The sequence below is a fragment of the Fibrobacter sp. UWB7 genome, assembly GCF_900142945.1.
Classification (GTDB): domain Bacteria; phylum Fibrobacterota; class Fibrobacteria; order Fibrobacterales; family Fibrobacteraceae; genus Fibrobacter.
The window spans coordinates 103,630-117,983 of sequence record NZ_FRCO01000002.1; the positions used below are offsets into that span (position 1 = coordinate 103,630).

Sequence of the window (14,354 nt, forward strand, 5' to 3'; positions counted from 1 at the left end):
TCCTTTTAAATTAGAATTTTACGATTATTCTGTTTTTACTCTCTAAACTATTTCCCTTAATTCTTGGCGTACTGGCTCAACAATTGCTTTGTTTCTTCTGTAGAAAGTCCTTTTGTACATTCGTAGAATTCATCTCTGTTATCGATTTGGAATCCTTCAACAGGCCCCTCTTTATAATAAAATTGATCATCACTTTTATCGCGAGCGCTCAATAAAAATTCTGCACTTTCTTCTTTGCACAATTTTTCGTTGATGAATCCCAATCTTTGTGTGTTAGTGCATTTTTTCCCGTTGCTAGACATCGTTGTAATGTAGTTCATTCCTGTAGCGTCGAATTTTGGAGCCAAAGTAACTTCAAAGAGTTGGTTGCCGATAGAGAATGATTGCTTTAATAATTCTTTGGGTTCCTTTGTTATCGTTTTTTCAACAAGCAGTTGCTTGATGATAGCGTCGCCAATATCATAACCAAAATTGCGATCCAAAATGGCTCCGATGTTGATATCATTTTGTTCTAAATTGTCCGTATCAACGGTCGTTGTGATATAAACGGAGTCTTTGGTAATCTTCATGGTTCTTGCGATTCCGCTCATACCACCAATGAATTTTGAACACTTGATATCAGTTTCTCCGAGTTGTCTTTTGCAACCGGTGACTTTCCACGTTCCGTAAATATCATTGTGGTCATTGCTCAGCGACAACGTTTCATAGTTACGGTATAAGTCAAGAAACTCTTGTTCGTCCGGATTGTCTGAAACTTGCTTTTCGGCTGGCCCCATCCAAAGCGAATCGCCAACAATCTTATAAGAACCTGGATCCAAAGATTCAGGATATTCTTCCCAAGCAAACGTTTTTGTATCGGGGTGGTAATTGCAAACGTATGTTCCTTGGTAAACACGTCCCGTTGTTTCATCGTACTTAATCGGGATGACATAAGTGTATCCTTCACCGAAATCCGTTGTTTGAGTTGCAGGCTTTGTGGATTGAGTGTTGTCGAGACTCGATGTCGGATTGTCTTCGCTGCAAGCGACGAACATGAACATACCGAATAAAACTGCGTAAGTCTTTTTCATATTAGAACCCTTCTTTATTTAAACGAAATATATTAAATTTGTCTATTAAGGAGGCTGTCATGGCAAAAAAGAAAGATAAAGTGTTCAGCAAGGTTGCTGAAACTGCCAAAGAAAGCGATGCGATGCGCATGCGACGCATAGACGGCTCCCAAAACGGAGCCACATTACGGACAAGAGTTGTCCGAGACAAGACAAAGTACAACAGAAATTTGAAACACAAGAAGTCCCTCGCTGATGCGGGGGATTTCCCTTTTTTATTGAAAATCTTGGTTGAAAGAGTTTGGTGCGATGCCTGATTTATTAGTTAGTTTTGTACTTAGTTGGGAAAAGGAATTTGTGCTATTTGTCGAATAGGTCTGCGTGAGTGCCAGTGCGGATTAATTCGAGAATAAGTATGTTTTCCCTTTTTTGGTATATCAAGAGCCAATTGGGACGAATATGAAGTTCTCTGTGTCCCGCCCAATTCCCATCAAGAGCGTGATCTCGATAGTGATCTTCTAAAGGTTTGTTATTTGCGAGCTTTAATATGACGGAATATAGCTCGTCCATATCGTAGTTTCTTTTTTTCGCTCGCTTGATATCCTTTTTATACTGAGATGTCCATTGAATTTTATAAAGAGGTTCTTTTTCTACCAAGATTTCATCTCCCGAATAGCTTCATTGACCGTATAGGTTTTAACTTTTGAGGGATTTTTCAAAATTTTCTCGTAGATTTTGTCTCCTTCTTTCATCGCTTTGATTGTTTCACGATTTGGTGTGTTTATGCCTATTTCAAAAGGAATTCTTCCCTCACGTAGTACTTGTTTTGTAAAAACGTTATAAAGACCTGAAATAGTCATTCCTACTTGTTCGCAAAAATCAGCGATACCTTTTTTGTCTTCGTCATCGAGTGTAATTGTCAGATTAGCCATTCTTATTCCCGTGTTTTTAAGATGTTTTTCACTTTAAATATATGTAAAAATCACATAAAATACAATGGTTTAGGCATTTTGAGATTGTCTTTATTACGTTTTCCTCCATTAACTATATAAACTCTATACTTTCTGGAGGAAACAAGGGCTTTTTTTCTACCCTCCGCAGAACCATAGACAACAGACTATCCCGACGATAATCAGGAAGGGGAGGATTTGTAGCAATAGCGTTATGGCGCAAGCTTCGCCTGCACCTCCAAGTCCTAAAATGGCAAGGATTGCAAAAATGATAAGGAATGTCGTCAGCATAAGAACCTCACGACTATAATTTAATAGTTGAAAATGTCATATATTGACAATCTGCGGATTTTTCGCATTTTGCATAACGCATTTTGCGAAAAAAAATGAGTTCTAAAACAAAAAAAGCCTAGCTTGCGTGTGCAAACTAGGCTGAAATTTTTTAAGGCGTTGCTTACTTTTCGCACTTCTTGAAGAAACAGCTGCGAGCGCCAGTGTGGCAAGCGACCTGTGGACCCTGCATACGCACCTTGAAAAGCAGTGCGTCAGAATCGCAGTCGGCAGCCCATTCGACGACCGTCATCACGTTTCCGCTCGTGTCGCCTTTGTGCCAGTATTCCTTGCGGCTACGGCTCCAGAATACCATTTCGCCACATTCGTGCGTGCGGCGGAGCGCTTCTTCGTTCATCCATGCCATCATCAGTACGTCGCCCTTGTCGGCGTCCTGAACAATTGCCGGAGCGAGTTTCACGCCACCGAATTCCACTTCAAATTTTACTTCTTTGATTAAGTCTTCAAACTTCATCTTTTGTCTCTCGTCTGTAGGCGCAATGCGCCGTTCTTTCGTCTAATTATCCGCGAACCTGTCCGTTGCCGCGCAAAATCCACTTGTAGCTGCAGAGGCTTTCGACGCCCATCGGGCCACGAGCATGGAGCTTGTCCGTAGAAATGCCCACTTCAGCACCGAGACCGTATTCGCCACCGTCTGCAAAGCGCGTGCTGGCGTTTACCATGACGCTACTGCTATCGACGTTTGCGACAAAGTAGTCCTGAACGCTTGCGTCTTCTGCAACAACAGCTTCTGTGTGGCGGCTGCTGTTCTTTTCGATGTGATCGCAGGCTTCTTCGACGTTGTCCACGAACTTGACGCTAGCCTTGAGGGCGAGGTATTCGTGATGGTAGTTGCTGTCGTCGCCAATGTCCTTGATGCGGCTGTCGTGCGATTGAGCGTCCTTGTTGCCAAAAAGTTCCACACCGCGGTCGGCGAGGCAATCAATGAGCTTCTTGACGTTTGCATCATCGATGTGGCGGTCGATAATCACGCATTCCATGGCGTTGCACACGCCCGTGCGCTGCGTCTTGGCGTTAATCAAGATGTTTACAGCCTTTTCCATGTCGGCGGACTTGTCCACGTACACATGGCAGATGCCGTTGAAGTGCTTGATGACAGGAATCTTGCTCTGTTCCACGACGGCGCGGATCAAGCGTTCGCCACCGCGAGGAATCACGAGGTCGAGGCAATCGTTGCGTTGCAAGAGCATGCCCACAAGGTCATGGCTCGTTTCGGTCACGAGCTGCACAGCGTCCTTGTCGACGCCGTTTTCTTCAAGAGCCTGGTGGAAAATCCCGGCGAGGCACTTTGCGGAGTTGAGCGATTCCTTACCGCCACGGAGAATCACGGCATTGCCAGCCTTAAAGCAAAGGCAAGCACCGTCAATCGTCACGTTCGGGCGGCTTTCAAAAATAAAGAACACAGAACCTATCGGCACGGCGACACGGCTAATCTTGATGCCGTTCTTGAGTTCACGAGATTCAAGAATGCGACCAAGCGGGTCGGTAAATGCGGCGATTTCTTCGGCGCCCTTGGCCATGGATTCGATGCGGGCATCGTTCAACGTCAGGCGATCCATCTTGGAATCGTCGAGCTTGCCGGCGGCAGCTTCGAGGTCAATCTTGTTGGCGGCGAGAATTTCCGGCTTCTTTGCACGGAGGATTTCTGCAACACGTGCGAGCACGGCTGCGCGCTTTTCAGCGCTCAATGTACGGATTTTCTTGCTCGCGTTCTTTGCTTTGTTGGCGAGCTCGTCAGAGTATTTTTCCAAATTAACGTTATTCTGTGTCATAAGAGCAAATATAGAAAACGAAAAGTCCCGCACCAGGGCGGGACTCTTGTAATTACTAATTATACGCTTCGGCCCTTCGGCTGAGCTCAGGGACCTGGACCTTAATAAGGTTGGTGAGCCTGCCGAACCAATTACAGCAAGTTCACGATTGCCGTGAACAGAGCATCCGAAAGGGCGTTCGTTTCCAAGCCTTCAATCACGCTGAACTGGTTGAACATAATCTGTCCCTTGCCAAACGGCACGAGCTGCAGGTCCACACCCGTCTTGATTTCGCCATCCTTGAGTGTCACGGAACGTGCGTAAACCTTAGCGCCAGCGAGCTCGTTCAACGAAATGCCCGGCATTGCCGATGCGGAGTTGTGGTCGAGAACGCCGTTGCCGCCGAACACAGCGAGGAGCGGAGAATCCTTCGGCAAGTAATGCAAGCTGAATTCGTTTGCGCCTGTGGTCCAGTGGGCTTCGATCTTGTTTTCGAAGTTGTGGCTCTGGTTCAAGAGGTCGATATCTTCTGTCGTCATGTCGGAGAGCAAAAGCGTCTTGCCGCCGTTCTTCGTGACTTCGATAATCTTTTCCAAGATTTCATCCGGCCAAGAACTCAAGTTTGCAGTGAAGATAATTTGTTCGGAACCGTCGAGAGCGGCGAGCACATCGCTCGATTCATCGTAGTTATCCAAGAAGCAAACCTTGCTCATGGCGTCCTTAACGTCGGCCTGTTCGATCACGATCAAGTCTTCGTAGCTAGAATGGATTTCCTTGCCGCAATCCTTGAGCGTGAGCTTAATCTTGTACAAACCGGTAGCGCGCGGAGCCATCAACGTGCAAATGCCAAGCTGCGTAAGAGTCTTCTTTTCAGCAGGTTCTTCCGGCATGACCTTCTGCGTGTTGAGGACTTTGTCCTTAGCGTCGAGGAGAGAAACTTCAATTTCCACATCTTCCAAACGGCTATTGTTCAAAAGCGTGAGCTGGAAGCTGACTTCGCTCTGCGGTGTGGCAACGTGTTCCAGTTCGCTGATGAGCACGCGGCTCGGAGTCGTGATTTCACGAGCAAAATTCTGGACGCCCTTGGACTTTCTGTTTTCGTCGTTAAGGCCGCTGAAGTCGGTGCCGTTGTCGGCCCACTGGTCGAGGAAGAAACCAGAAATCTGCGGGTTGCTCTGGAATGCCGTAATCTGGTCGTATTTGCTCTTGAGCGCAATGCGGTAAACATCGGCGTTGAACGATTCGAAGTTCGGCCAAATGGAGAGCTTGCTATCGTCGACGAACGTTTCCACAGACTTGAATTCGTTCTTGATCGCCTTCTGGCTCTTGATGCTGCGAGGACCGGCAATGGTGGTTGCGCGTTTCGGGAACAGCGTGTTGTTCTTGAGCGTGACGAGCACCTTGTTTTCGATGTCGTTCAAAATCGGTTCTTCGTCATCCTGGAAGTGGCTGTCGCCAAGGCCGGAATCCGGAACCATGAGCTCGAGATCTTCCTTGTCGAACATGTGGGCGAGGTAGTGCGTGTAAGCGGCACTCGGGTTTAAACGCGGGTTCACGCGCATCGTGGCGTACTGCGAAATACGGTCGATGGAAACCGGGATAATCTTACCCGTATCCTTGTGGAAGTTTGCTTCGTTGTCGAGGTAGATACTGTTGAAGTTACTGATAGCCGGGCGGCAGGTGTCGATCGGGCTAATAGCGTTCAAAAGCTTGTTACCGTTCTGGAGCATGAATGTTCCGTTTTCGGAACCGAGAATCCAGGCGGCGATACACGGATGGTTGTGCTGGTCGCGCACCATGTCGTTGATGAGCTTCTTCGTGATTTCGAGGCCCTGTGCGGTCGAACGCATCGTGTGGATCGGGAATTCCTGGAACACGAACAAACCGATTCTATCGCAGATGTCGAGAGCCGTGCTACTGAGCGGAGCGCCGCAAGAACGGATGACGTTGAAACCTGCTGCCTTCACGGCGTTCAAGTCCTTTTCGAGAGCCGGGTTTTGGTCAGTCCAGAGACCGCCTTCGCTCCACTGCTGGTTGTAGCTCACGCCCATGAGCTTTACGATGGAGTCGTTGATGTAGTAGTCACCCTTGAGGCAGTCGAACTTGCGGAAGCCGAAAGTCTTCACGACAGGGAAGGTGTATTCCGGAGCCTTGCCCTTAGCGCCCTTGATTTCGAGCTGCATTTCGATGGCAAACAGGTTCGGACGTTCCGGACTCCAGACGCACTTGTCCTTCTTCCAGTCCTTGATGCCAAGCAAGAACTTTTGCGTGGCGTTTTCCTTTTCGAGCTTGATATCCTTGAAGAATTCGTAAACGTCGCCGTTCGGGTTCTTCATGAGGATGCGGAGGCGAGACTGGTAACCGCGCGGGTTGTTGAAGAATGCTTCGACAGAAACGCGTTCCTGGTCCATGTCCGGTTCGACGTGAATATCAGAAATAAATGCGGCGTTGCCGAGAATCAAGTCTACGTGACCGCAGATACCGCCATACGGATACTGCGACCAGGGGAGGCCAACCGGCATTTCTCCCGGGTGGGCGTAGCGGTCGTTTGCGCCTTCCTTGCTTTCGCGACCGAAGTCGATGCGGCTGTTCGTTGCACCCATGTTTGCAACGCGGATGCAGAGAATGTTTTCTTCGCCGAGCTTGATTGCCTTCTGAGTTTCAATGACAAACGACGTGTAGGCGCCAAAGTGGTCGCCCAAAAGTTTACCGTTAAGCCAGATGGTGGCGTGCGTTGCAATCTTTTCAAAACGCAAGAAGATGCGCTTTGTGACCTGCTTTTCGTCGTCAATCGTGAATCTCTTGAAATAGAATGCGCAGTCCTGGGCCATCAAAAGCTTGTCAAAAGCTCTTTCCCAGATGTGGGGAACGCTAACAGTCTGTGTTTTTTCAGGATACGTTGCATACCAACGATTGGAGATGCCGGTGTCTTCCGTGTCCCAGATCATCTGCCAATCGCCATCAAGGCTGATAATTTTGCTCATTTAGGGAATCCTTTATAAAATTCAGCGATAATTTAGCAAATTAGCCATTGGTTGATTGTCGTTAGTCATTGGAAAATACCCTAGAATTAGCGTTCTTTCGTCTTTTTTCACATTTTTCACCTTTGTGCCCCTTTGATTTTCTGTGCACTATTACTAAATTTGGGACTCCAATAGCAACCTAAAAAGGATTACAAAAATGTATTCTATTGTTGAAACAGGTGGTTTCCAGTATAAAGTCGAACTCGGCAAGGCCTACAAGGTCCCGACGATCGACGCAGCTGTTGGTTCTGAACTGGAGCTCAAGTCCGTTCTTCTTTTCTCCGGAAAAGAAGTGCAAGTCGGCACCCCTGTCCTGAATGACGCATCTGTCAAGGTCGAAGTTCTCGCCCATGGCAAGGAAGACACGATTATCGTGTTCAAGAAGAAGCGTCGTACCCGTTACGAACGTCGTAACGGTCATCGTCAGGGCTATACCGAGGTGCTCGTCACGGAACTCCGCTCCGGCGCTGAATCTGCAGTCGTTGACCCTCAAGTTATTACCCGCAACCGCGCTCGCGTGGCTGCCCTTGCTAAGCAGAAGGTTCAGAACAAGCCGCTCACTCGCAAGGAAAAGATCGCTCAGGGACTTCCGAAGCCGGCTAAGGTCAAGAAGAACTCTCTGCGTAAGGCTAAGGAGGCTTAATCCATGGCACATAAGAAAGGTCAAGGTTCAGTACGTAACGGCCGCGACAGTAACGCCAAGTACCTTGGTGTTAAGAAGTACGCGGGCGAAACCGTCAAGGCTGGCAACATCATCGTTCGTCAGCGCGGTTCTCACTTCCACAAGGGCAACAATGTCGGTATGGGCAAGGACTTTACCTTGTTCTCCCTCATTGATGGCAAGGTGAAGTTTGAACGCCTCGATGCAAAGCGCCAGAAGGTCTCTGTCTACTCTGAAGAAGCCTAATAACTTTGGTTAGCTTTTAAAAGCCGGACGCGAAAGCGCCCGGTTTTTTTGCGTTTAGGGCGTTTTCACATTGCGTTTTTTCTAAATTAATAGCGTGAATTCTATGCGTTATTTAAAACTTTATCTCATATCTGTTCTTGCCATGTTCTTCTTCGCCTGCTCTGACGATGACGACGGAACTGAATACATGTTTGACAGGGAAATCTCTGAATATTCCGTTCTTAGGGAATGTTCTCCAGGCACGCCCGAGGGTACGACATGCTACAAGATTAGGTACCGTTATCCGATATTGACGGATAATTATTCTGGATTGTGTGTCTGGTTTGATACCACCGTTGTCGATGATACGTCAAAGTCTGTAAATGACAAGCAGGTGGCTCTTGCTCATGACTCGACGAATGAAGATGCGTTCTTCCAGAAGTATAAAAGTTCGGGTAGTTTTTACGATACCCTTGATTTGACCGATAAGATTACGCATTTTATCGAAGATGGCTATGACAGTCTCCAGGTTGTGATGTTCTGTGAATATTCCGATGGCGGCAGTCCTGGTTCTGTCCAGCGCCTTTTCATTCCGTTTAAGGACGTCGAGGCTCCTTCTATTGTTGAACCGCTAAAGGATTCTGTTTGGTCTACGGGGGCGATGTTTGAATGGTACCGTCCGATGGACCGCACTGACCTTTTGGATCCGTCTGCCGTGTCGGGCGAAATCCTGGGTTACAATATTCGTCTTTGGGCTGAAGATTCGACCGAAGATATCCGCGATTTGAAAGTGACAGTCATAACGCCAGAAGGTGTTGATAGTAAAGGTGAAAAGTATTACAAGCGTCATGCCCGAATCCGTTATGCCAACGATTCTGTTCGTGTTGATGATGTTTCTCATGGCGATAAGCGAAAGAATTATCTCAATCTCGTAGTTCTTGACGGGAAGGGTTACGATACAGAGAATGTTTCGAGCAATCGTTTCCGTGTGTACATCGAAGGACTCCGAACGAGTTCCAATTCTGTATCGTACACATACACGATCGCCATTTCGTCTTGGGATATGGCTGGCAATGCAAGTGGCTCCGAAGCGGACCAGTCTACGCCTGTAAATGCCTGTCAGGGAATTTACACGACTGATTCCATTGCTCCTCTGATGCCGACTAAGATTTTTACGATTGAAGATTCTCTTTATCCTGGTTATGCAAGGCTCGATAGTAATAACAGAGTCCTTATATTCTGGGACCGTAGTGTTGATCCTGTCAAGTTTGATCATGATATTGAATCTGATTCTGTAATTATTATTCCTCGTGGCTGTAACGATGGAAGCTGCTATGAAAATGTATCCCGTTATGTTATTGAATATTATGACAAACTAGATAAGTCTTGGCATGAATATTCTTATGCGGGTGGCGATGATCGTTATGGTGTCCATTATCAGAGAAATGATGAAAAATTCGAAGTCGATTTGTCCGGTAAAGGAACGTTTGTTACGGATACAATCCGCTGGGTGGCTCCTGGCGATACGTTGATTTTGCGTATCCGCTCGGTTGATCGGTCTGGCTATTATTCTCGTGCGCTGGTGGATTCGATATTTGTTTCTCCAGGTGCGCTTGCCAAAAAGATGGAATGTCCTCAGGGCTTTGTCGCTGTTTCTACATCCGATACCACCGAGTTCTGTATGGAAAAGTTCGAACATCGCAGTGCTGATGGTTCGTTTATGACGAACGTGTTGCATTCCGAAGCTTTGGCTACGTGTGAGGCAATCTCTGCTAGCGGTTTTGAAGTTTCCCTTTGTGGTGAACGCGATTGGGAACTTGTTTGCTTGTCCGGTGGTTCCTTGTCGTATGGGTTTATCGAAGAAGATGCTTCGACGGTTGCTGATCATTGGTCTAATTACTGTAACGTAAGTACAAATGATTCTGCGTCTGCTGCAAGTATTTCAAAACGTGACCAGCGTTGCATGAACCCGATGGGCGTGAGAGACTTGCCGGGGCAGTACCAGGAGTGGGTGAAGGGACGCTCCAAAGATACCGTTGCCGTGTTGAAAGGCGCAAGCTACAGAGTTTATGAAGGTCTCGATCATGAGTCCATCGCTTATTGTACGAACCGCTCATTCCCGTTCTACACGCGCCCAGAATATACGCAAGATTCCGTATATCTTTATCGTGAAGGAACTAAGGTTGATACGGTGTATGTTGCTGATACAACGAGAACTTTGTATAACGTATTAACGAAGAAAGATTTTAAGGATACGTTGCAGTTCTATGATGTTATCGATGCCAATGGTAAGGTTATCGGAACGGATTATTCGCTTTATTCGGAATACAAGAAGGGTGGAAAATCCTGGCTTGATACGCTATCGAATGGATTGACTTATAAGCCTTCGAAGAAGGAAGCTGTTTTCCTTACTGGAAAAACGCTTAATTATCGTCAAGCATCGGCTTTCTACAAGTCGTCTTCCATTGGCTTCCGTTGCTGCGCATACAAGAAATAAAAGAAATGAATACAGAAGACTTTTTGAATGTCGCAAAGGAACTAGCCCGCAAGGCGGGTGACCTTTGCCTAGAACTTCAAAACAACCTTGGCGATGTCCGCTATAAGACAGTCAAAGACGTTGTGACAATCGCTGATGTCTCCAGCGAAAAACTCATTGTCGATGGGTTGCGTGCCGCATTCCCGACACATTCCATCCGCACAGAAGAAGCGGGTGTTATCGAAGGCTCTGATCCTCGCTACCGTTGGATTATTGACCCGGTCGATGGTACCGTGAACTTTAGCCGTGGCATTCCGCTGTGGGGCATTTCGATTGCCTTGCATTTCGAAGGCAAACCGCTTGTTGCTGTCGTGAATTTACCCAAGCTCGGTGAACTCTACACTGCAGCAAAAGGCATGGGCGCGTTCATGAATGGCAAACAAATTCATGTGAGCCGCGAATCGAATCCGACTCATGCGATTGTTTCGAATGGCGATTTCAATGTGGGCGATGCCGTAAAAATTAATGCGCAGAATTCGCATAACTTTGCTCGCGAAGCAGAAACGTTCGAACGCGTGAAGTGCTTGGGCTCTGCTGTGATTGAAGGCTGTTTCACGGCTTGCGGTCGCATTGACTGTTTTGTGATGACCATGAGCTATCCGTGGGACATTGCTGCTATCGCGCTCCTCGTCGAAGAAGCGGGTGGCAAGTCCACGCACATTGATGGCACTCCCATGCAGTTTGTCGATGCCGAACAGGTCATCTTCACTAACGGCCTTCTGCACGACACGCTCGTGAAAACTCTCGCTTAAAACGCGTTGTCATCCTGGAGGCACGAAGTGCCGATAGGACCCATAATTTCTCGTATAACAAAAAAAATCCCGATTCCTGCGACGGAACCGGGATCTTTCATTTTCTAACAGCTTTTAGCATTGGCCAATGACTATTGACCAATGACTAATAACTAATTACAGCGGAATGTTTCCGTGCTTCTTCCAAAGCACAGCCTTCTTCTTGTTCTTCAAGTTTTCGAACGCAGAGACAAGGCGGTCGCGAACGCTCTTCGGTTCAATGACTTCGTCAATGAATCCGTTGCCAGCAGCGATATACGGGTTCAAGTACTTTTCTTCGTATTCGTTGATGTACTGTTCGCGGAGCTTGGCCGGTTCTGCAGATGCGGCGATTTCCTTTCTGCGGAGGATATCGACAGCGCCTTCTGCTCCCATCACGGCGATCTGAGCGATCGGGAGGGCGAACACGCAGTCTGCACCGAGGTTCTTGCTGTTCATGGCGATATAAGCGCCACCGTATGCCTTGCGGAGGATGAGCGTCACGCGCGGCACTGTTGCTTCGGCGTATGCAAAGAGGAGCTTTGCACCGTGGCGGATAATGCCGTTGTGTTCCTGCTTCGTGCCCGGCATGTAACCCGGAACGTCTTCGAGCGTAAGGATAGGAATGTTGAAGCTGTCGCAGAAGCGGACAAAGCGTGCTGCCTTATCGCTAGCGTCCACGTCCAAAGAACCGGCGAGGTACTTCGGCTGGTTAGCGACAACGCCAATCACGTTACCGTCGAGGCGGATAAAGCCGATGACAACGTTCTTTGCAAATTCCGGCTGGATTTCGAGGAAGGAATCCTTGTCGGCAAAGCAGTTGAGCACGTCGCGAACATCGTAAGCGCGCTTGAAGTTGTCCGGAATGATTTCTTCGATGTCGGCGGACTTGTCCACGATCGTACCGGCCTGAGCGACAGACTTGTCTGTGTTGCTCTGCGGGAGGTACTTGAGCAAGTTACGCACGCCTTCGAGGCATTCCTTGTCGTCCTTGTACACGAAGTGTGCAACACCGGATTTGGAAGAATGAACGCCTGCGCCACCGAGCTGGTCCGGGGTCACGACTTCAGCAGTCACAGCCTTCACGACAGCCGGGCCCGTGATGAACATCTGGCTCGTCTTTTCGGTCATGAAGATAAAGTCTGTAATAGCCGGGGAGTAGCAAGCACCACCTGCGCACGGTCCGAGAATCACGGAAATCTGCGGAATCACGCCGCTTGCCCAAGTGTTACGGGCAAAAATGCCACTGTAACCGTCGAGGGAGCTAACGCCTTCTTCGATACGGGCGCCACCGCCATCGTTGATGCTGATGAACGGCACCATGGAATCAAGGGCGAGGTCCATCACGTGGCAAATCTTCTTCGCGTGTGCGGAACCGAGAGAACCGCCGCTCACCGTGAAGTCCTGGGAGCAAGCGTAAACCGGGCGGCCATTGATCTTGCCGTAACCCGTCACGACACCGTCACCGTAAATGCGCTTGGATTCCGGGAGCTCGATGCTCTGGGAAAGGCGCATGGCACCGATTTCCTTGAACGTTCCCTTGTCAAAAAGAATTTCAAGGCGTTCGCGAGCGGTAAGCTTGCCTTGGGAATGCTGCTTTTCTACACGAGCGGCGCCGCCACCGGCCTGAGCCTTGGCGTTGCGTTCGCTCAACTTTTCTAAATACGATTTATCCCACATAGTATTCCTGTGTGTTTGCGCTTACTTCTGAATGCGCTTGATAAGGTTGGTAAGAACTTCGCCGGGGCCAAGTTCCTTAAATTCGGTGGCACCGTCTGCAATCATGTTCTTGACCGTCTGTGTCCAACGGACGGGGGAGGTGAGCTGAGTGAGAAGGTTTGCCTTAATTTCGTTCGGGTCTGTATGCGGCTTGGCGTCCACGTTCTGGTAGACCGGGCAGACCGGAGTCGAAAATTCAGTTTCTTCGATAGCCTTTGCAAGTTCTGCACGGGCGCTTTCCATGAGCGGGGAGTGGAATGCACCACCGACCTGCAGCGGAACGACGCGCTTCACCTTGCCGGTGAGGTATGCTGCGACTTGATCGATACCGGCCTTTTCGCCAGAAATCACGACCTGTCCCGGGCTGTTGAAGTTTGCCGGAACAACTGCTGCGTCCTTGACCTGTGCGCAAGCTTCTTCGACGAGTTCGTCAGAACCGCCGAGAACTGCTGCCATCGTACCCGGGCGGAGTTCGCATGCCTTCTGCATGGCTTCGGCACGCTTTGCAACGAGCTTGAGACCAGCTTCAAAAGTGATGGCGCCCGTAGCCGTGAGTGCGGAGAATTCGCCGAGCGAGTGACCTGCGGCCATATCCGGCTTACCACCCTGGACCTTTGCCATAGCAACAGAGAGCAGGAACACTGCCGGCTGCGTGACTTTCGTCTGCTTGAGGTCTTCTGCGGTGCCATTGAACATCACGTCAGTGATGTTGAAGCCGAGAATTTCGTTTGCCTTGAGGAACATCGACTTTACGTCGGCGTTCGATTCGAATAAATCTTTGCCCATTCCTGGGAACTGAGAACCCTGACCGGGAAATACGTATGAAATCATGGGCTCAAATTTAGTAAATAATGTTTCTCTAAATGGTATTTATTTATTACAGAAAGCTTTCTTTTTGAAAAAGTTTACAATACAGACAACTACCTTTTAATATAGGTGTGATGCGTATTTACCATTTATCCTCGAAAACTGCATTTTGTACGTTTTTTGTGAAAACGGCAATTTACGAAAGAATATTTTTCTATCTTTGTGCTAAAATTTTATCAAAAGAGGATACAAAAATATGGCAAACGAAGAAATCAAGAGCAAACTCAAGGCATTCTTTATGTCCGATCTCGGCGTAGATGGCGATGTCCTGAATTACGATACTCCGCTTTTCGGCGAAGAAATCGGTCTTGACTCCGTGGACTCCCTTGAAATCATCTCCTTCGTCGATGACAACTTCGGCGTTTCTATGACTGGCGTTGCAAAGGAAAACTTCCAGAGCATCGACACCATCGCCGCTTTCATCGAAAAGAACAAGGCTTAATCAAGCCTTT

Annotated in this window: 15 protein-coding genes; 6 read left to right on the forward strand and 9 right to left on the reverse strand. The window is 48.2% G+C overall.

The window, feature by feature from the left end; translation table 11 throughout:
• Positions 1–56 precede the first annotated feature (56 nt).
• Positions 57–1,070, reverse strand: a complete 1,014-nt coding sequence (locus tag BUC30_RS05960) for a hypothetical protein (protein ID WP_073424016.1) — start codon at positions 1,068–1,070, stop codon at positions 57–59.
• Between the two features lie 59 nt (positions 1,071–1,129).
• Here BUC30_RS05960 and BUC30_RS05965 point away from each other — a divergent pair, with 59 nt between their 5' ends.
• Positions 1,130–1,366 carry a hypothetical protein gene (locus tag BUC30_RS05965; RefSeq protein WP_073424017.1) on the forward strand — a complete coding sequence of 79 codons (237 nt, stop codon included), beginning with the start codon at positions 1,130–1,132 and terminating at the stop codon, positions 1,364–1,366.
• 43 nt (positions 1,367–1,409) lie between these two features.
• On the opposite strand, the gene BUC30_RS05970 is transcribed toward BUC30_RS05965, so the two are convergent.
• The 6 genes from BUC30_RS05970 to BUC30_RS05990 form a co-directional block, all read right to left on the reverse strand.
• On the reverse strand, positions 1,410–1,706 hold the full coding sequence (locus BUC30_RS05970) for a type II toxin-antitoxin system YafQ family toxin (protein ID WP_073424018.1): 297 nt from the start codon (positions 1,704–1,706) through the stop codon (positions 1,410–1,412).
• The gene (locus tag BUC30_RS05975; RefSeq protein ID WP_073424019.1) at positions 1,700–1,981 is read right to left on the reverse strand and encodes a type II toxin-antitoxin system RelB/DinJ family antitoxin; all 282 of its coding nucleotides are present in this window, start codon (positions 1,979–1,981) and stop codon (positions 1,700–1,702) included. The genes BUC30_RS05970 and BUC30_RS05975 overlap by 7 nt, the downstream gene beginning before the upstream one ends.
• A gap of 156 nt (positions 1,982–2,137) precedes the next feature.
• A complete protein-coding gene (locus BUC30_RS16070; protein ID WP_170861509.1) occupies positions 2,138–2,290 on the reverse strand; it encodes a hypothetical protein in 153 nt (50 codons plus the stop codon).
• Between the two features lie 163 nt (positions 2,291–2,453).
• Positions 2,454–2,804 carry a phosphoribosyl-AMP cyclohydrolase gene (gene hisI, locus BUC30_RS05980; RefSeq protein WP_073424020.1) on the reverse strand — a complete coding sequence of 117 codons (351 nt, stop codon included), beginning with the start codon at positions 2,802–2,804 and terminating at the stop codon, positions 2,454–2,456.
• Positions 2,805–2,850: 46 nt separating this feature from the next.
• Positions 2,851–4,122, reverse strand: a complete 1,272-nt coding sequence (locus tag BUC30_RS05985; RefSeq protein WP_073424021.1) for a glutamate-5-semialdehyde dehydrogenase — start codon at positions 4,120–4,122, stop codon at positions 2,851–2,853.
• 131 nt (positions 4,123–4,253) lie between these two features.
• Positions 4,254–7,085, reverse strand: a complete 2,832-nt coding sequence (locus BUC30_RS05990) for a glycoside hydrolase family 2 protein (RefSeq protein ID WP_073424022.1) — start codon at positions 7,083–7,085, stop codon at positions 4,254–4,256.
• A 196-nt stretch (positions 7,086–7,281) separates the two neighbouring features.
• Between BUC30_RS05990 and rplU the strand changes: the two genes are divergently transcribed.
• From rplU to BUC30_RS06010, 4 genes are all read left to right on the forward strand, one after another.
• On the forward strand, positions 7,282–7,767 hold the full coding sequence (rplU, locus tag BUC30_RS05995) for a 50S ribosomal protein L21 (RefSeq protein WP_014545146.1): 486 nt from the start codon (positions 7,282–7,284) through the stop codon (positions 7,765–7,767).
• 3 nt (positions 7,768–7,770) lie between these two features.
• A complete protein-coding gene (gene rpmA / locus BUC30_RS06000; protein ID WP_072828035.1) occupies positions 7,771–8,031 on the forward strand; it encodes a 50S ribosomal protein L27 in 261 nt (86 codons plus the stop codon).
• 103 nt (positions 8,032–8,134) lie between these two features.
• Positions 8,135–10,507 (forward strand): hypothetical protein, encoded by a 2,373-nt coding sequence (locus tag BUC30_RS06005; RefSeq protein ID WP_244536510.1) that lies wholly within the window; start codon positions 8,135–8,137, stop codon positions 10,505–10,507.
• A gap of 5 nt (positions 10,508–10,512) precedes the next feature.
• Positions 10,513–11,298: an inositol monophosphatase family protein gene (locus BUC30_RS06010; protein WP_244536511.1), complete on the forward strand. Its 786-nt coding sequence runs from the start codon at positions 10,513–10,515 to the stop codon at positions 11,296–11,298.
• A 156-nt stretch (positions 11,299–11,454) separates the two neighbouring features.
• On the opposite strand, the gene BUC30_RS06015 is transcribed toward BUC30_RS06010, so the two are convergent.
• The gene (locus BUC30_RS06015; protein WP_073424024.1) at positions 11,455–12,996 is read right to left on the reverse strand and encodes an acyl-CoA carboxylase subunit beta; all 1,542 of its coding nucleotides are present in this window, start codon (positions 12,994–12,996) and stop codon (positions 11,455–11,457) included.
• A gap of 21 nt (positions 12,997–13,017) precedes the next feature.
• Positions 13,018–13,866 carry an ACP S-malonyltransferase gene (gene fabD / locus BUC30_RS06020; RefSeq protein WP_014544920.1) on the reverse strand — a complete coding sequence of 283 codons (849 nt, stop codon included), beginning with the start codon at positions 13,864–13,866 and terminating at the stop codon, positions 13,018–13,020.
• 232 nt (positions 13,867–14,098) lie between these two features.
• Between fabD and BUC30_RS06025 the strand changes: the two genes are divergently transcribed.
• A complete protein-coding gene (locus BUC30_RS06025; protein ID WP_014544921.1) occupies positions 14,099–14,344 on the forward strand; it encodes an acyl carrier protein in 246 nt (81 codons plus the stop codon).
• The last annotated feature ends 10 nt before the right edge of the window (positions 14,345–14,354 follow it).

Coding starts and splice junctions, on each gene's coding strand:
- BUC30_RS05960 (WP_073424016.1), bottom strand. CDS start 1,070: ATGAAAAAGACTTACGCAGTTTTATTCGGTATGTTCATGTTCGTCGCT.
- BUC30_RS05965 (WP_073424017.1), top strand. CDS start 1,130: ATGGCAAAAAAGAAAGATAAAGTGTTCAGCAAGGTTGCTGAAACTGCC.
- BUC30_RS05975 (WP_073424019.1), bottom strand. CDS start 1,981: ATGGCTAATCTGACAATTACACTCGATGACGAAGACAAAAAAGGTATC.
- BUC30_RS16070 (WP_170861509.1), bottom strand. CDS start 2,290: ATGCTGACGACATTCCTTATCATTTTTGCAATCCTTGCCATTTTAGGA.
- hisI (WP_073424020.1), bottom strand. CDS start 2,804: ATGAAGTTTGAAGACTTAATCAAAGAAGTAAAATTTGAAGTGGAATTC.
- BUC30_RS05985 (WP_073424021.1), bottom strand. CDS start 4,122: ATGACACAGAATAACGTTAATTTGGAAAAATACTCTGACGAGCTCGCC.
- BUC30_RS05990 (WP_073424022.1), bottom strand. CDS start 7,085: ATGAGCAAAATTATCAGCCTTGATGGCGATTGGCAGATGATCTGGGAC.
- rplU (WP_014545146.1), top strand. CDS start 7,282: ATGTATTCTATTGTTGAAACAGGTGGTTTCCAGTATAAAGTCGAACTC.
- rpmA (WP_072828035.1), top strand. CDS start 7,771: ATGGCACATAAGAAAGGTCAAGGTTCAGTACGTAACGGCCGCGACAGT.
- BUC30_RS06005 (WP_244536510.1), top strand. CDS start 8,135: ATGCGTTATTTAAAACTTTATCTCATATCTGTTCTTGCCATGTTCTTC.
- BUC30_RS06010 (WP_244536511.1), top strand. CDS start 10,513: ATGAATACAGAAGACTTTTTGAATGTCGCAAAGGAACTAGCCCGCAAG.
- BUC30_RS06015 (WP_073424024.1), bottom strand. CDS start 12,996: ATGTGGGATAAATCGTATTTAGAAAAGTTGAGCGAACGCAACGCCAAG.
- fabD (WP_014544920.1), bottom strand. CDS start 13,866: ATGATTTCATACGTATTTCCCGGTCAGGGTTCTCAGTTCCCAGGAATG.
- BUC30_RS06025 (WP_014544921.1), top strand. CDS start 14,099: ATGGCAAACGAAGAAATCAAGAGCAAACTCAAGGCATTCTTTATGTCC.